Consider the following 15,330-nt stretch of genomic DNA (forward strand, 5'->3'; position numbering starts at 1 on the left):
TGTCCTGCCGCCCACCGTGAGAGGCGCCACGCAACCGCGCCGCGCCCTCCGGGCGTCTTCCCGTACAGATCACGGCACCACCCCGCACCCGGACACCGCAGGTCGCGGAAGCACCGCACGAAAGGCAGGCCCACGGCATGACCATCATCGGCTGGCTCGTCCTCGGACTCCTCGCCGGAGCCGTCGCCAAGATCCTGCTGCCCGGCCGTGACCCGGGCGGTCTGGTCGGCACGACCCTCATCGGCATCGCCGGTGCCTTCATCGGCGGCTGGATATCGTCGCGCTGGCTGGACCGCGAGATCACCACCGACTTCTACGACGGCGCCACCTGGGCGGCGGCGATCGGCGGCTCACTGGTGCTGCTGATCATCTACCGTCTCCTCTTCGGCCACTCCCGCTCCCGCTGACCGCCGGCCGACCCCCGGCCCCCGACCGGCCCGCGACCGGGTCCCCGGCCGCCCGCCGCCTTCCCGTCGGCCGCCCGCCGGCGCGCGTCACCCCCCGGCGAGCCCGGTCTCGCGCAACGTGATGTTCAGCCGCCCGGCGCGCATCCCGCACGCCGGGTCCGCCGTCCCCGGATACACCTTGGGGACCGCGTGGAACGCGAGCCGTGACGGCCCGCCGAAGACGAAGAGATCACCGGACGCCAACTCGACATCCGTGAAGGGGCGCGTCCGCGTCCGCGTGTTGCCGAAGCGGAAGACACACGTGTCACCGATGCTCAGCGACACCACGGGCGCCCCGGACCTCTCGTCCTTGTCCTGGTGCATGCCCATCCCGGCCGCGCCATCGTAGAAGTTGACGAGCGCGGTGTCCGGCGCGTACCGCGCCCCGGCCCCTTCGCCGTACGCCTCGTCGACCGCCGCACGCCCCAACTCCGCGAGCCACGCGGGAAACGGCGCGACCCGCGCGCCGTTCACATCCCCGGCGGTACGGGTGTAGCGGTACGGCTGCCAGTGCCACCCCAGACAGACCGTCCGCACGGACATCACGCCCCCGCCCGGCAACGTGGTGTGCCGCATCGGCACCGGCCCCCGCGCCCAACCCCGGCACGCTTCCACCAACTCCCGCTGCCGCCCCGCGTCCAGCCACCCCGGCACCTGCACGGCCCCGTCGCCGACGACGGCACGGCCCCGCGGGAACAACGCCCCACTCATGCCCACACCTCCGCTCCCGCCGCTTCGTCGCCGTCGACGGACGTCATGGACATCCGTCCGCTCGCACGGCCGTCCCCGCGCCCGTGCGAGCGGGCGCGACAACGGCCGTGCGGGTCCGCCGGGCCGACCGGGGGCCGGTGGTCAGCGGTAGTTCACGTACTGCAGCGCGAAGTCGAAGTCCTGCCCCTTCAACAGCGCCTGCACGGCCTGGAGATCGTCCCGGCTCTTCGAGCTGACCCGCAGTTCGTCGCCCTGAACGAGCGCCTTGACGCCCTTGGGGCCCTCATCGCGGATGATCTTGGCGACCTTCTTCGCGTTCTCCTGGGAGATGCCCTCCTCGATGGAGGCGAAGATCTTGTACTCCTTGCCGGACTGCTGCGGCTCGCCCGCGTCCAGCGCCTTCAGCGAGATGCCCCGCTTGATCAGCTTGGACTGGAAGACGTCGAGGATCGCGTTGACCCGCTCCTCGGTGTTGGCCTGCATAAGGATCTTCTCGCCGGACCAGGCGATCGAGGCTCCGACGTTCTTGAAGTCGTACCGCTGGGAGACCTCCTTCGCGGTCTGGTTGAGGGCGTTGTCGACCTCCTGCCGCTCGACCTTCGAGACGATGTCGAAACTGGAGTCGGCCATGTCCTGTGGCTCCTTGTATCGGGTGTCGGAAAGGGTGCCGCGGCACACGCCGCGGCTGATGCCGAAAGTACGGGCGGGCTCCCGGCCCGCTCCGCCAAAGCCTAGTCATCTCCGCCCCCTCCCGGCCTGATCAATCCGGTGGCGGAGCACCCCCGCGCATCGGGTATCGTTTACGTCGTTGCCACGGAGCGGCGCACACAGCGCCCATCCCGCGACGACATCCCATGGCGGTGTGCCCGAGTGGCCAATGGGAGCGGACTGTAAATCCGCCGGCTTAGCCTTCCCAGGTTCGAATCCTGGCGCCGCCACACAAAAAAGATGGCCCCCGGGCCGCGGAGACGCGGACCGGGGGCCATCTCCGTCTCCGTCGGACGGCTTCCTTCAGACGGCGGAGCCGGCGCCCCGCACCGCGTCCACCACCGGCACCGTGCCGCTGATCAGTTCCAGTGTCAGGCCCACCGTCGCCGGTGTCTCCAGCAACTCGGCCAGTGTGGCGGCCACATCGTCCCGAGGCACCGGACCACGCCCTGTTGACGGGGCGAGGTTCACCAGGCCCGTGCCCGCGTCGTTCGTGAGCATCCCCGGGCGCAGGACCGTCGCGTCGAGACCCTCCTTGGACAGGACGTACACGTCCGCCGCGCCCTTGGCCCGCAGGTAGTGGTCGAAGACGTCGTCGCCCTCGTGGTCCGGGTCGGCGCCCATGGACGAGACGATCACATGGCGCCGTACGCCCGCCCGTTGCGCCGCGTCGGCGAAGAGGACCGCCGCGCCCCGGTCGACGGTGTCCTTGCGTTCCGTGGTGCTGCCCGGTCCCGCCCCGGCCGCGAAGACGGCCGCGTCCGCGCCCTCCAGCGCCGCCGCGGCCTCCTCGGGCGAGGCCGACTCCAGGTCGAGCACGACCGCTTCGGCGCCCGCCTTCCGCAGATCCTCCGCCTGTTCGGGTTTGCGGATGATCCCCGCGACCTCGTGGTCGCGCGCGGCGAGCAGCCGCTCCAGCCGCAGCGCGATCTGACCGTGTCCTCCGGCAATGACAATTCGCATGCTCACGACCGTACGTCCGACAGGCCGCCAGCGCGCCCGCACCGCCTCCGCAGGAGGAGCGATTCCCACCACCCGTCCGCGGGGTGCCGGCCGCTCACGCCCCCGTCTCCGGCCGCACCTGCCGCCCCTGTCGCGGCAGGTCCAGCGCCGCGGCCCCGGCCGGGTCGCAGTACTCCCGCACGGCGTTCGTCCGGGCCACCACCCGGCCCCGGTGGATGACGATCCTGCTGTACGCCAGCGACAGCACCCCCTCCAGCCGCTCCCCGCGCACCGCCAGCAACTCGGCGGGGAAGCCCGCCTCCACCCGTACCTCCGGCAGCCGCATGGCCTCCCGCGCGCCCGCGCTCACCGCGTCGTACGCCTCCGCCGCCCGCAGCCCTCCCTGGGAGGCCAACAGATACGCCGCCTCCAGCGGATCCCCGCGCCCCACCGGGTTCGCCACGTCCCGTACGGCGCCGCTGCCGGCCGCCACCCGTACACCGGCGGCACGCAGCAGCCGCACGGGAGCCACTCCCCGTTGCTCGGCGCCGCCGCAGCGGCCCTGGGGCAGACAGACGACCGTCACACCCGCCGCCGCCAGCTGGTCGGCGGCCCGGCCCGCCATGTCCGCCGGCAGCCGCGACAGCCCGGCGCAGGGCCCGATCGAGACACCGGGCCGCAGCCCGCCGGCCATCGCCGCGAGGCGCGCCAGCCGGGCCGGGTCACCCGCGTCCGTATGGAGGTCGACGGGGCACCGGTGTTCGGCGGCGACGGTCAGCACCGCTTCCACGTATCCGGCCGGATCCGGATCGAGGTCCGGGCAGCCGCCCACCACACCCGCGCCCAGCTTCACCGCGTCCCGCAGTATCGCCAGCCCGTCCGCGCCCGCGACCCCGGTCAGCAGCCGCGGTACGGCCACGACCGTCAGATCGCCGAGCCCACGCAGCGAACGCCGTGCCCGGAGCACCGCCTCCAGGGGAGCCAGCTCCTGCGCGTCACCGACGCGCACATGCGTACGCAGCGTCGTCGCCCCGTGCCCGACCTGGAGCAGCGCGGCCTCGGTGGCGCGCCGCTGGACGTCCTCGGCGTCGTACGAGACGGGCCTGTCCGGTGCGACGGCGCTCAGCGCGGTGTCGCTGTGGGCGTGCGGCTCGGCGGGGGCGGGCAGCAGCAGATGCCCGTCGAGGTCCAGGCACGCGCCCGGCGCGGTGAGGCTGCCGGCCGTGCCGACGGCTTCGATGCGGCCGCCGCTCAGCCGTACGTCGACGGCGCGGCCGTCGGTGAGCCGGGCCCCGCGCAGCAGCAGCGCGGTGGCGTTCGCCGTGGCGCCGTCCGGCGGCTGCGGCTGGCTGTCGGGCATCGCGCTCCTGGGTGGGCTCCTGGCGGGGGGTGTGGGGCTCCGGCGTGCAAGATCACGCGGCGTGGGTCGAGCCTAGAGGCGCCCCGGGCACCCTTCGAGGAGGAAGGAAATAGTCATACCGGCGTGGCTCTGCCTGGTGTACGGAACGCCTCCCACGCCCGGTCCCACCGGGCCTCCGCCCCCGATCGGGAGCCCCGGCGAGGGCGTCCCGAGGCGTCGCCAACCCCTGTCCGCCGCCCGCCCCGAGACGGAAGGGACAGGTGGGACGAGAAGCCGGGAAACGGATTTGGGCGAACGGCGACGGACCGTGTAATGTCTTCATCGCTCGCCCCAATAGCTCAGTCGGTAGAGCGTCTCCATGGTAAGGAGAAGGTCTACGGTTCGATTCCGTATTGGGGCTCTGGTGTCCGGCGCTCCTCGCCCTCGGGCGAGGGGATCCGACATCACAGCGGTGTAGCTCAGTCGGTAGAGCAAGCGGCTCATAATCGCTGTGTCACCGGTTCAAGTCCGGTCACCGCTACACACGGTAGCCGATGGTGGGGGCGATCCTTCGATCGGCTACTCTTTTATGCGTTAACCCGTCAATCTGTCCGTCCAAGGAGCACTCACGTGGCTGCCACCGACGTCCGCCCGAAGATCACGCTGGCCTGCGTGGAGTGCAAGGAGCGGAACTACATCACCAAGAAGAACCGGCGCAACAACCCGGACCGTCTTGAGATGAAGAAGCACTGCCCTCGTTGCAACTCGCACACGGCTCACCGCGAAACGCGCTGACCCAGGCTCGTACCCGAGGCCGTCCCCTTAACGGGGGGCGGCCTCGTGTCGTTTGCCGGGCCCCGTACATAGTTGTGCACCAATTCATCAGGGCAGTCTCATCAGGAGGTAACGAGTCCATGGCGCTCGACCAGTCCTTCGTCGGGCGGACCTATCCGCCCACCGAGCCGTACGAGGTGGGCCGGGAGAAGATCCGCGAGTTCGCCGAGGCGGTGGGTGACGGCAATCCGGCGTACGCCGACCCGGACGCGGCGAAGGCGCTCGGCCACCTCGATGTGATCGCCCCGCCGACCTTCGTCTTCGCGATCACCTTCAAGGCGGCGCGTGAGGTCATCGCGGATCCGCAGCTGGGTCTCGACTACAGCCGGGTCGTGCACGGCGACCAGAAGTTCGCGTACACCCGCCCCGTCCGGGCGGGCGACCGGCTGACCGTCACCTCGACCATCGAGGGGATCAAATCCATGGCGGGGAACGACATCCTCGACGTCCGCGGCGAGGTGCACGACGAGGCGGGCGCGCACGTCGTGACCGCGTGGACGAAACTGGTGGCGCGCGGCGCCGAGGGGGAGTGACACCGATGGCCACGCAGATCGCGTACAAGGACGTCGAGGTCGGTACGGAGCTGCCGGCCACGGTCTTCCCGGTGACCCGGGACACCCTGGTGCGGTACGCCGGCGCGTCCGGTGACTTCAACCCGATCCACTGGAACGAGAGGTTCGCCCGGGAGGTCGGCCTGCCCGACGTCATCGCGCACGGCATGTTCACCATGGCCGAGGCGGTCCGGGTGGTGACCGACTGGGTGGGGGACCCGGGGGCTGTCGTCGAGTACGGGGTCCGCTTCACCAGGCCCGTCGTGGTGCCCGACGACGGTACGGGCGCGGTCATCGAGGTGAGCGCCAAGATCGGCGACAAGCTCGACGACAACCGCGTGCGGGTGGATCTGACGGCGACCAGCGAGGGCAAGAAGGTGCTGGGGATGTCCCGCGCCGTCGTCCGGCTGGCCTGAGCGTCCGACCCACCGCCCCACACGTTCGGATCCGGGGACGAGCCGTCTCCGGATCCGAACGTACTCTTGTGCCGTGCAGGAACTCCACGACGCCCCCCTCGCCCCCCTGACCACCTTCCGCCTCGGCGGCCCCGCCACCCGGCTGATCACCGCGACCACCGACGAAGAGGTCGTGGCGGCCGTGCGCGAGGCGGACGACGCGGGTACACCGCTCCTGGTCATCGGCGGCGGCAGCAATCTGGTCATCGGCGATAAGGGCTTCGAGGGCACCGCCCTGCGGATCGCGACACGCGGCTTCGACCTCTCCGGTACGGCGCTGGAACTGGCCGCCGGCGAGACCTGGACCGACGCCGTCGCCCGTACCGTCGAGGCCGGTCTCGCGGGCGTCGAGTGCCTCGCCGGCATCCCCGGCTCGGCCGGCGCCACCCCGATCCAGAACGTGGGCGCGTACGGCCAGGAGGTGTCCAGCACCATCACCGAGGTCGTCGCCTACGACCGGACCACCCGCGAGACCCTGACCCTCACCAACGCCGAGTGCGCGTTCTCCTACCGCCACAGCCGCTTCAAGGAGCACCCCGAGCGCTATGTCGTGCTGCGCGTGCGGTTCGGGCTGGAGGACGCGGACGGGCTCTCGGCCCCGCTCAAGTACGCCGAGACGGCGCGCGCCCTCGGTGTCGAGCCCGGCGACCGGGTCCCCGCCGCCACCGCCCGCAGGACCGTCCTCGAACTGCGCGCGGGCAAGGGCATGGTGCTCGACCCGGCGGACCACGACACCTGGTCGGCCGGCTCCTTCTTCACCAATCCGATCCTCGACGACGCCCAGTTCGCGGCGTTCCTCGCCCGCGTCTTCGAGCGGCTCGGCGCGGACGTCGCACCGCCCGCGTTCCCGGCGGGGGACGGCCGCACGAAGACCTCGGCGGCGTGGCTGATCGACCGCGCGGGCTTCACCAAGGGGTACGGCGCGGGCCCGGCGCGCATCTCCACCAAGCACACCCTCGCCCTGACCAACCGGGGCGACGCCACCACCGAGGACCTGCTCGCGCTCGCCCGCGAGGTCGTCGCGGGGGTACACGAGGCCTTCGGGATCACCCTGGTCAACGAGCCGGTGACGGTGGGCGTCAGCCTCTGACGCACCGGCCCCGGTCGAAAGGCCGACCCCCGGGCACCGGCCTCAGTACGCGACCCCCACCGCCCGCTTCACCAGCGCCGGATCGTCCACCGTCGCCAGCATCGCGTGCGCCACGTCGCCCCGGCCGATCCTTCTCCCCGCCCGCGGGTTCCCGTCGGCCACCGTCCGGTAGACGCCGGTCACCGGCGCGTCCACGAGCTGGGGCGGCCGCACGGAGGTCCAGTGCGCCCCGCTGCGTGCCAGCTCCTCCTCCATACGGGCGAGATCGTCGTAGACGGGCTTGAACACGATCCTCACGACGCCCAGGGCGAGCTTCCCGGCCAGGGGCTCGTCGCGCGGTACGGGACCGAGCGGGGCCGCGCTCACCACGACGACGCGGCGCACCCCCTGCGCGTCCATCGCCCGCAGGATCGAGCGGGTCACGGGCGCCGCGAGCCCCGCGTCCTTGCGCCCGCGCGGACCGACGCCCGACAGCACCGCGTCCCGCCCGGCCACGGCGGGCCGCAGTGACTCCGGGTCGTCGAACGCGGTCGCGGTGAACACCTCCAGGCGGTCGCCGGTGACCTCCAGCCGCGCCGGGTCCCGCACCACCGCCGTGACCTGATGTCCCGCCGCCAGCCCCTGCCGGACGATCTCCCGGCCGACGCCCCCGGTCGCACCGAAAACGGTGAGCTTCATAGCAGTAGCCTTCCCTGGTGGGTGAGTACTCACTCACCCCTATGGTGAGTAGGTACTCACCCCGCCGTCAAGCCGTGAACGGACCACATATGAAGCCCGCGCGGGCCCGCATCCTCGACGCCGCCGCCGAGCTGATGGCCACCATCGGCCTGGCCCGCGCCACCACCAAGGAGATCGCCCGAGCGGCCGGCTGCTCGGAGGCGGCCCTCTACAAGTACTTCGCCGGCAAGGAAGACCTCTTCCTGCACGTACTGGACGAGCGGCTGCCCCGGCTCGGCCCGCTCCTCGGCGAACTCGCGAAGCGCCCCGCCGACGGGGAAACGGGCGGGGCGGGGGGCGCACGGAGCGTCGAGGAGAACCTGATCGAGGTCGTCCGCCAGGCCGCCCTCTTCTACGAGGCCACCTTCGCGATCGCCGCCTCACTCTTCGCCGAACCGGCCCTGCTGCGCCGCCACGCCGAGGGCGTACGCGCACTGGGTGCCGGCCCGCACATCCCGCTGCGCTCCCTCGCCGCCTATCTGCGCAACGAGCGCGAGGCGGGCCGGATCCGCCCCGACGCCGATCCCGACGCCGCCGCCACGCTGCTGCTCGGCGCGTGCCAGCAGCGGGCGTTCCTGCGCAGCTTCCCCGACGGCGAACCGGTCGCCCCCGTCGAGGAGTTCGCCCCCACGCTGGTCCGCGCGGCGCTCCTGGGCCTCGCCCCCGGGACCTGACGGGCGGTCCGCGCCGTCAGCCGTCCAGCAGCCAGCCGTCGATCCCCGCCAGCAGTTTCTCCTGTGTCCCGGCAGGCGCCGCCGAGCCCCGTACGGACTGACGGGCCAGCTCGGCCAGCTCTCCGTCCGTGAACCCGTGGTGCTTGCGCACCAGTTCGTACTGCGCCGCCAGCCGCGAACCGAACAGCAGCGGGTCGTCGGCGCCCAGCGCCATCGGCACCCCGGCGTCGAACAGGGTCCGCAGGGGTACGTCGGCGGGCTTCTCGTACACGCCCAGCGCCACGTTCGACGCCGGGCACACCTCACAGGTCACCCCGCGCTCGGCCAGCTTGCGCAGCAGCCGCGGATCCTCGGCCGCCCGTACGCCGTGCCCGACCCGGCTCGCACGCAGATCGTCCAGACAGTCCCGTACGGACGAGGGCCCGCTCAGCTCACCGCCGTGCGGCGCCGCGAGCAGCCCGCCCTCCCTGGCGATCGCGAAGGCCCGGTCGAAGTCCCGTGCCATGCCCCGGCGTTCGTCGTTCGACAGACCGAACCCGACGACGCCCCGGTCCGCGTACCGCACGGCGAGCCGCGCCAGCGTGCGGGCGTCCAGGGGGTGCTTCATCCGGTTCGCCGCGACCACGACCCGTATGTCGAGCCCGGTGTCCCTGGACGCCGCGTCCACGGCGTCCAGGATGATCTCCAGCGCCGGGATCAGCCCGCCGAGCAGCGGGGCGTAGGAGGTGGGGTCGACCTGTATCTCCAGCCAGCCGGAGCCGTCGCTGACGTCCTCCTCGGCGGCCTCGCGCACCAGCCGCTGGATGTCCTCGGCGGAGCGCAGACAGGACCGGGCGATGTCGTAGAGCCGCTGGAAGCGGAACCAGCCGCGTTCGTCGGTCGCGCGCAGTTCGGGCGGCTCGCCGCCGGTGAGGGCGTCCGGGAGGTGGACGCCGTACTTGTCGGCCAGCTCCAGCAGCGTCGTCGGCCGCATCGAGCCGGTGAAGTGCAGATGCAGGTGGGCCTTCGGCAACAGGCGGATGTCACGGGTGGCGCGGGTGGCGCTGTCGTCACGCGGGGGGCCGGAAACGTTCTCCATCCATGGATCTTGCCGTACTCGGACGGACTCCGGGAGTCCCTTTACACCTTCGGGTGGTTGCCCGAACGGAAGAACGGGCCCCCGGAAGGCACCGGGAGCCCGTTCTCTCATGCGTCGACGCTCAGTCGCGGGCCTCGGCCAGCAGCTTCTGGAGCCGGGCCACACCCTCGACCAGGTCCTCGTCACCGAGCGCGTACGACAGCCGCAGATATCCCGGCGTACCGAAGGCCTCACCCGGTACGACCGCGACCTCGGCCTCTTCCAGGATCAGGGTGGCGAGGTCGACCGAGCTCTCGGGGCGCTTGCCGCGGATCTCCTTGCCGAGCAGCGCCTTCACCGACGGGTACACGTAGAAGGCGCCCTCGGGCTCCGGGCAGACCACGCCGTCGATCTCGTTGAGCATCCGGACGATGGTGCCCCGGCGCCGGTCGAAGGCGACCCGCATCTCGTCCACCGCGTCGAGGCTGCCGGTGAGGGCGGCGAGCGCGGCGGCCTGGGAGACGTTCGCCACGTTGGACGTCGCGTGCGACTGGAGGTTGGTCGCGGCCTTCACCACGTCCTTGGGGCCGACGATCCAGCCCACCCGCCAGCCGGTCATCGCGTACGTCTTGGCGACACCGTTGACCACGACGCACTTGTCGCGCAGCTCCGGCACGACCGTGGGCAGCGAAGTGAACTCGGCGTCCCCGTAGACGAGGTGCTCGTAGATCTCGTCCGTCATGACCCACAGGCCGTGCGACACGGCCCAGCGGCCGATGGCCTCGGTGTCCTCGCGGCTGTAGACGGCGCCGGTCGGGTTGGAGGGCGAGACGAAGAGCACGACCTTCGTACGCTCCGTGCGCGCCGCCTCCAACTGCTCCACGGAGACCCGGTAGCCGGTGGTCTCGTCGGCCACGACCTCCACCGGGACACCGCCGGCCAGCCGGATCGACTCGGGGTACGTCGTCCAGTACGGCGCCGGGACGATGACCTCGTCGCCCGGGTCGAGGATCGCGGCGAACGCCTCGTAGATCGCCTGCTTGCCGCCGTTGGTCACCAGGACCTGGGCGGGGTCGATCTCGTAGCCGGAGTCACGCAGCGTCTTGGCGACGATGGCGGCCTTGAGCTCGGGGAGCCCGCCGGCCGGGGTGTAGCGGTGGTACTTCGGGTTGTGGCAGGCCTCGCTCGCGGCCTCGACGATGTAGCCGGGCGTCGGGAAGTCGGGCTCGCCGGCACCGAAGCCGATCACCGGCCGGCCCGCGGCCTTGAGGGCCTTGGCCTTGGCGTCGACAGCGAGGGTGGCGGACTCGGAGATTGCGCCGACTCGGGCGGAGACCCGGCGCTCGGTCGGAGGGATTGCAGCGCTCATGCGGGCCATGGTCCCAGACCCTCCGAGAGCGGAGCACAGGTGTTTCGCCGACCGGACAGCTCGCGGACGGAGAGTGGACAGGTTCTGACAAGACCCGGTCCGGTGTTACCTGTTCGACGCCGGGCGCCCGAGCACGTACACTCACTGGTCGTTGGCCCTTATCCGCCACCACCGATCCGCACACACCGTGCTTCCGGTCGGATGCGGTAGGTTGGGGAAAACGCAAAGGGTCGTAGCTCAATTGGTAGAGCACTGGTCTCCAAAACCAGCGGTTGGGGGTTCAAGTCCCTCCGGCCCTGCTACACACTCCTCCGCCAGGATGTGTGCGCATGTACGTACTTCAAAAGCACTGCCGTGCGGCTCCACCGGGCGCGGCACGGCCACGACCCGGAATCAGGTGAGAGAGCGTGACGGACGCCGTGGGCTCCATCGACAAGCCTGATGCTGACGATGACGAGACCGCAGAGTCGGGCAAGAAGACCCGCAAGGGTGGCAAGCGCGGCAAGAAGGGCCCCCTGGGCCGTCTCGCGCTCTTCTACCGTCAGATCGTCGCGGAGCTGCGCAAGGTCGTCTGGCCGACTCGCAACCAGCTGACGACCTACACGACTGTCGTGATCGTCTTCGTCGTCGTCATGATCGGTCTGGTGACCGTTATGGACTACGGCTTCCAGAGAGTAGTCAAGTACGTCTTCGGCTAGAGCCGCGGAGGCGGAGGGCGCCCACAGGCGTCCCTTTCCGCATGTTCCACCCATCGTGAAGCCAGGAAGAAGCAGCCAACGTGTCTGACCCGAACCTGAACGACGCCAACGAGGCGGTCGAGTCCCGTGCGGACGAGACCGACATCGTGGAGGCGGCGGACGCTGTCGAGCCAGACCAGGCCGAAGCCGCTGACGCCGAGGCCGGCGAGCCGGCCGAGGAGTCCGCGCTGCACGTCGAGGACGAGGACGCCGCCGACGCCGCGCCCAAGGCCGATGACGAGGACGAGGCTGCCGAGGACGGCGACGACATCGAGCTCGCCGAGGAGCCCGCCGCCGCGCCCGACCCGGTCGCCGCGCTCCGCGAGGAGCTGCGCGGGCTGCCCGGCGAGTGGTACGTCATCCACACGTACGCGGGTTACGAGAAGCGTGTGAAGGCCAACCTGGAACAGCGCGCCGTCTCGCTCAACGTCGAGGACTTCATCTACTCGGCCGAGGTGCCCGAGGAAGAGATCGTCCAGATCAAGAACGGCGAGCGCAAGAACGTCCGCCAGAACAAGCTCCCGGGCTATGTCCTGGTGCGGATGGACCTGACGAACGAGTCCTGGGGCGTCGTACGGAACACCCCCGGTGTCACCGGCTTCGTCGGCAACGCCTACGACCCGTACCCGCTGACGCTGGACGAGATCGTCAAGATGCTCGCCCCCGAGGCCGAGGAGAAGGCCGCGCGCGAGGCGGCCGAGGCCGAGGGCAAGCCGGCTCCGTCCCGCAAGGTCGAGGTCCAGGTGCTGGACTTCGAGGTCGGCGACTCGGTCACCGTCACCGACGGCCCGTTCGCGACGCTCCAGGCGACGATCAACGAGATCAACCCCGACTCCAAGAAGGTCAAGGGCCTCGTCGAGATCTTCGGTCGCGAGACTCCGGTCGAGCTGAGCTTCGACCAGATCCAGAAGAACTGACGCGCGGTTCCGCGCGCCCGTAAGCCACTTCCGACCAGGTCAGACAGGCTCTCGCAGCGGCTTTTCGCCCGCTCGTGGGAGAAGGTCTGACCTGCTCGGTTTTTGGCCGTGCAGCTATACCCGTTATCGTTGCGCGGTATGCCCGCATCCGGATGACCCGGGCGGCGGGCGAGAAACTCTCACTAGGACCCGGAGAGAGCAATGCCTCCCAAGAAGAAGAAGGTCACGGGGCTCATCAAGCTCCAGATCCAGGCCGGCGCGGCCAACCCGGCTCCGCCGGTCGGTCCCGCGCTGGGCCAGCACGGCGTCAACATCATGGAGTTCTGCAAGGCCTACAACGCCGCGACCGAGTCGCAGCGTGGCATGGTCGTGCCGGTGGAGATCACGGTCTACGAGGACCGCTCCTTCACCTTCATCACCAAGACTCCGCCGGCCGCGAAGCTGATCCTCAAGGCCGCGGGTGTGGACAAGGGCTCCGGCGAGCCGCACGTCAAGAAGGTCGCCAAGCTCACGCGTGAGCAGGTCCGTGACATCGCCACGACCAAGATGCCCGACCTGAACGCCAACGACCTGGACGCCGCCGAGAAGATCATCTCCGGCACCGCCCGTTCGATGGGCATCACGGTCGAGGGCTGAGACCGGCCCGGCGGGCCCACTCGGGCACGCCAAGTGGAAGGGCCATGCGCGGCCCGCACCACGAACTCCACACCTGAATGAACCACCAGGAGAAGAAGTGAAGCGCAGCAAGGCACTCCGCGGCGCGGACGCGAAGATCGACGCGGAGCGTAACTACCCTCCGCTCGAAGCCGTCCGTCTGGCCAAGGACACCAACACCACCAAGTTCGACGGCACCGTCGAGGTCGCCATGCGTCTGGGTGTCGACCCGCGCAAGGCGGACCAGATGGTCCGTGGCACCGTGAACCTTCCGCACGGCACCGGCAAGACCGCCCGGGTCCTGGTCTTCGCGACCGGTGACCGTGCCGAGGCAGCGCGTGCCGCGGGCGCCGACATCGTCGGCTCCGACGAACTGATCGAAGAGGTCCAGAAGGGCCGTCTCGACTTCGACGCCGTCGTCGCCACCCCGGACCTCATGGGCAAGGTCGGCCGGCTCGGCCGCGTCCTCGGCCCGCGTGGTCTGATGCCGAACCCGAAGACCGGCACCGTCACCCCCGATGTCACCAAGGCCGTGACCGACATCAAGGGCGGCAAGATCGAGTTCCGCGTCGACAAGCACTCGAACCTGCACTTCATCATCGGCAAGGTCTCCTTCGACGAGACGAAGCTGGTCGAGAACTACGCCGCGGCGCTGGAGGAGATCCTCCGTCTCAAGCCGTCCGCCGCGAAGGGCCGTTACATCAAGAAGGCGACCCTGGCGACGACGATGGGCCCCGGTATTCCGCTGGACGCCAACCGCACCCGTAACCTCCTCGTCGAGGAGGACCCGGCCTCCGTCTGAGACTGACGGCGGTCGCGCGTTCGCGTGTCAAGAGCCGGTCCCGGCACCTCTGTTGAGGTGTCGGGGCCGGTTTTCGCATACGCGGGCTGTCAGATGTGTGCGTTACCGTTCAACCAGGAACATCGAAAAAAGGGGTGGGGTATGACCATGTCGGCATGGGGGCGTGTTGGCGTCTCGCTGACGGCACTGGCCGTTGTGGCGGGTGTGGCCGGCTGTCAGAGCGACGACCCGGACACGAAGAAGACCGGCAGTTCCGCGGCCAACGGCGGGGAGCCACAGTCCCGTTCGGCGGTGACCGAGGTCCTGACGGCGGCGTACGAGAAGACGGCGGCGGCCAAGTCCGCCAAGGTCAGCATGACGATGTCGATGCCCGCCGGCGCGGCGGGGGCCGCCGGCGGCGGCGAGATGGAGATGTCCGGCGTCATGGGCTGGGACCCCATGGTGATGGACATGACCATGACCGGCTCGATGATGCAGGCCGAGCCCGACGCCCCGGACAAGATCCGGATGGTGTGGGTCAAGAACGCGATGTACATGGACATGGGCGCCGAGGCGGCCAAGGACATGGACGGCAAGCGCTGGATGAAGCTGGACCTCGCCGCCGCGGCGGAGGCCTCGGGCGACCCCGCGGTCGCCCAGGAGCTCACCGGTGGCATGGAGAACATGAACCAGGACCCGGCCCAGCAGCTCGCGCTGCTGCTGGACTCGCCGAACGTGAAGCACGTCGGCTCCGAGAAGGTCGACGGGGTCGACGCCCAGCACTACAAGGGCACGCTCACGGTCGCCGAGATGGTCGAGTCGAACGAGTCGCTCGACGTCCTCAGCGCCAAGGAGCGCAAGGACCTGCTCGCCGGCATCGAGAAGTCGGGCATCGAGGGTTACGACATCGAGGTCTGGGTCAACGAGGACGACTACCCGGTCAAGATGGACGTCGCGATGGACTCCCCGCAGGGCGACATCACGATGAGCGCGCGGTACAGCGACTACGGCGCCAAGGCGTCCGTCCAGGCCCCGCCGGCCGGCGACACCGTCGACCTCTTCGAGATGCTGGGCGACCTCGGCGGCGCGGCCGGCGCGGGAGCCGACGACTCCGGGATCTGATCCCGCGCCCCGCCCCGCGAACCCGGTTCCGGGATCCGTTTCCCGGAACCGGTTTACGGGCCTGTTCGACGGATTTGCCTGACGGTAACCCCGTCCCGTACTCTTCGGAAGAAGCCAAAGACCGCTGGTCGTCGCCGTGCTCTCGCAAGAGGGTGGGGCGGCCGAAGGATTCGCTGGAAGCGGACGACCCGCGTAGGTGACCGAGGAGAGTTCCCAGGGTTCGTCC

The 15,330-nt window shown here is 70.4% G+C and carries 18 protein-coding genes and 4 tRNA genes; 15 read left to right on the forward strand and 7 right to left on the reverse strand.

Features of this window, described 5'->3' with window-relative positions; all coding sequences use genetic code 11:
• The first annotated feature begins 137 nt into the window (after positions 1-137).
• Complete coding sequence (locus SSPS47_RS20355) at positions 138-407, forward strand: GlsB/YeaQ/YmgE family stress response membrane protein (RefSeq protein WP_164252292.1); 270 nt, start codon at positions 138-140, stop codon at positions 405-407.
• Positions 408-494: 87 nt separating this feature from the next.
• Here SSPS47_RS20355 and SSPS47_RS20360 read toward each other — a convergent pair whose 3' ends face one another.
• Both SSPS47_RS20360 and SSPS47_RS20365 read right to left on the reverse strand, forming a co-directional pair.
• Positions 495-1,157 carry an alpha-ketoglutarate-dependent dioxygenase AlkB gene (locus SSPS47_RS20360; RefSeq protein ID WP_164252293.1) on the reverse strand — a complete coding sequence of 221 codons (663 nt, stop codon included), beginning with the start codon at positions 1,155-1,157 and terminating at the stop codon, positions 495-497.
• A 141-nt stretch (positions 1,158-1,298) separates the two neighbouring features.
• A complete protein-coding gene (locus tag SSPS47_RS20365; RefSeq protein WP_164252294.1) occupies positions 1,299-1,787 on the reverse strand; it encodes a YajQ family cyclic di-GMP-binding protein in 489 nt (162 codons plus the stop codon).
• 226 nt (positions 1,788-2,013) lie between these two features.
• On the opposite strand from SSPS47_RS20365, the gene SSPS47_RS20370 reads away from it, so the two are divergent.
• Positions 2,014-2,095, forward strand: a tRNA-Tyr gene (locus tag SSPS47_RS20370).
• Positions 2,096-2,168: 73 nt separating this feature from the next.
• Here SSPS47_RS20370 and SSPS47_RS20375 read toward each other — a convergent pair.
• On the reverse strand, positions 2,169-2,828 hold the full coding sequence (locus tag SSPS47_RS20375) for an NAD(P)H-binding protein (protein ID WP_164252295.1): 660 nt from the start codon (positions 2,826-2,828) through the stop codon (positions 2,169-2,171).
• A 94-nt stretch (positions 2,829-2,922) separates the two neighbouring features.
• Complete coding sequence (locus SSPS47_RS20380; RefSeq protein WP_164252296.1) at positions 2,923-4,167, reverse strand: amidohydrolase family protein; 1,245 nt, start codon at positions 4,165-4,167, stop codon at positions 2,923-2,925.
• A 327-nt stretch (positions 4,168-4,494) separates the two neighbouring features.
• Here SSPS47_RS20380 and SSPS47_RS20385 point away from each other — a divergent pair.
• The 6 genes from SSPS47_RS20385 to SSPS47_RS20410 all read left to right on the forward strand — a co-directional run bounded on the left by SSPS47_RS20385 (position 4,495) and on the right by SSPS47_RS20410 (position 7,076).
• Positions 4,495-4,567: transfer RNA gene (locus tag SSPS47_RS20385), tRNA-Thr, on the forward strand.
• A 47-nt stretch (positions 4,568-4,614) separates the two neighbouring features.
• Positions 4,615-4,687, forward strand: a tRNA-Met gene (locus SSPS47_RS20390).
• A gap of 89 nt (positions 4,688-4,776) precedes the next feature.
• A complete protein-coding gene (gene rpmG / locus SSPS47_RS20395; protein ID WP_003956487.1) occupies positions 4,777-4,941 on the forward strand; it encodes a 50S ribosomal protein L33 in 165 nt (54 codons plus the stop codon).
• 119 nt (positions 4,942-5,060) lie between these two features.
• Complete coding sequence (locus tag SSPS47_RS20400) at positions 5,061-5,513, forward strand: MaoC family dehydratase N-terminal domain-containing protein (protein ID WP_147874378.1); 453 nt, start codon at positions 5,061-5,063, stop codon at positions 5,511-5,513.
• A gap of 5 nt (positions 5,514-5,518) precedes the next feature.
• Entirely contained in the window at positions 5,519-5,947 is a 429-nt protein-coding gene (locus SSPS47_RS20405; protein ID WP_164252297.1) for a MaoC family dehydratase, read from the forward strand.
• 73 nt (positions 5,948-6,020) lie between these two features.
• The gene (locus SSPS47_RS20410; protein ID WP_164252298.1) at positions 6,021-7,076 is read left to right on the forward strand and encodes a UDP-N-acetylmuramate dehydrogenase; all 1,056 of its coding nucleotides are present in this window, start codon (positions 6,021-6,023) and stop codon (positions 7,074-7,076) included.
• Between the two features lie 42 nt (positions 7,077-7,118).
• Here SSPS47_RS20410 and SSPS47_RS20415 read toward each other — a convergent pair whose 3' ends face one another.
• A complete protein-coding gene (locus SSPS47_RS20415) occupies positions 7,119-7,754 on the reverse strand; it encodes an NAD(P)H-binding protein (protein ID WP_164252300.1) in 636 nt (211 codons plus the stop codon).
• Between the two features lie 89 nt (positions 7,755-7,843).
• Between SSPS47_RS20415 and SSPS47_RS20420 the strand changes: the two genes are divergently transcribed.
• Positions 7,844-8,467: a TetR/AcrR family transcriptional regulator gene (locus SSPS47_RS20420; RefSeq protein WP_239064991.1), complete on the forward strand. Its 624-nt coding sequence runs from the start codon at positions 7,844-7,846 to the stop codon at positions 8,465-8,467.
• A 16-nt stretch (positions 8,468-8,483) separates the two neighbouring features.
• On the opposite strand, the gene SSPS47_RS20425 is transcribed toward SSPS47_RS20420, so the two are convergent.
• Both SSPS47_RS20425 and SSPS47_RS20430 read right to left on the reverse strand, forming a co-directional pair.
• Positions 8,484-9,545, reverse strand: a complete 1,062-nt coding sequence (locus SSPS47_RS20425; RefSeq protein WP_164252302.1) for an adenosine deaminase — start codon at positions 9,543-9,545, stop codon at positions 8,484-8,486.
• A 121-nt stretch (positions 9,546-9,666) separates the two neighbouring features.
• On the reverse strand, positions 9,667-10,893 hold the full coding sequence (locus tag SSPS47_RS20430; protein ID WP_164252304.1) for a pyridoxal phosphate-dependent aminotransferase: 1,227 nt from the start codon (positions 10,891-10,893) through the stop codon (positions 9,667-9,669).
• A gap of 226 nt (positions 10,894-11,119) precedes the next feature.
• On the opposite strand from SSPS47_RS20430, the gene SSPS47_RS20435 reads away from it, so the two are divergent.
• From SSPS47_RS20435 to SSPS47_RS20460, 6 genes are all read left to right on the forward strand, one after another.
• A tRNA-Trp gene (locus tag SSPS47_RS20435) sits at positions 11,120-11,192 on the forward strand.
• Positions 11,193-11,300: 108 nt separating this feature from the next.
• Entirely contained in the window at positions 11,301-11,591 is a 291-nt protein-coding gene (gene secE, locus SSPS47_RS20440) for a preprotein translocase subunit SecE (protein WP_147874371.1), read from the forward strand.
• An 80-nt stretch (positions 11,592-11,671) separates the two neighbouring features.
• Positions 11,672-12,547: a transcription termination/antitermination protein NusG gene (gene nusG, locus SSPS47_RS20445; protein WP_164252305.1), complete on the forward strand. Its 876-nt coding sequence runs from the start codon at positions 11,672-11,674 to the stop codon at positions 12,545-12,547.
• A gap of 201 nt (positions 12,548-12,748) precedes the next feature.
• Complete coding sequence (gene rplK, locus SSPS47_RS20450; protein WP_164252306.1) at positions 12,749-13,183, forward strand: 50S ribosomal protein L11; 435 nt, start codon at positions 12,749-12,751, stop codon at positions 13,181-13,183.
• 97 nt (positions 13,184-13,280) lie between these two features.
• Entirely contained in the window at positions 13,281-14,003 is a 723-nt protein-coding gene (gene rplA, locus SSPS47_RS20455; RefSeq protein ID WP_147874368.1) for a 50S ribosomal protein L1, read from the forward strand.
• Between the two features lie 141 nt (positions 14,004-14,144).
• Positions 14,145-15,104 carry a hypothetical protein gene (locus SSPS47_RS20460; RefSeq protein ID WP_164252307.1) on the forward strand — a complete coding sequence of 320 codons (960 nt, stop codon included), beginning with the start codon at positions 14,145-14,147 and terminating at the stop codon, positions 15,102-15,104.
• Positions 15,105-15,330: the final 226 nt, after the last annotated feature.

The sequence above is a fragment of the Streptomyces sp. S4.7 genome, from assembly GCF_010384365.1.
In the GTDB taxonomy this organism is placed as follows: Bacteria; Actinomycetota; Actinomycetes; order Streptomycetales; family Streptomycetaceae; genus Streptomyces.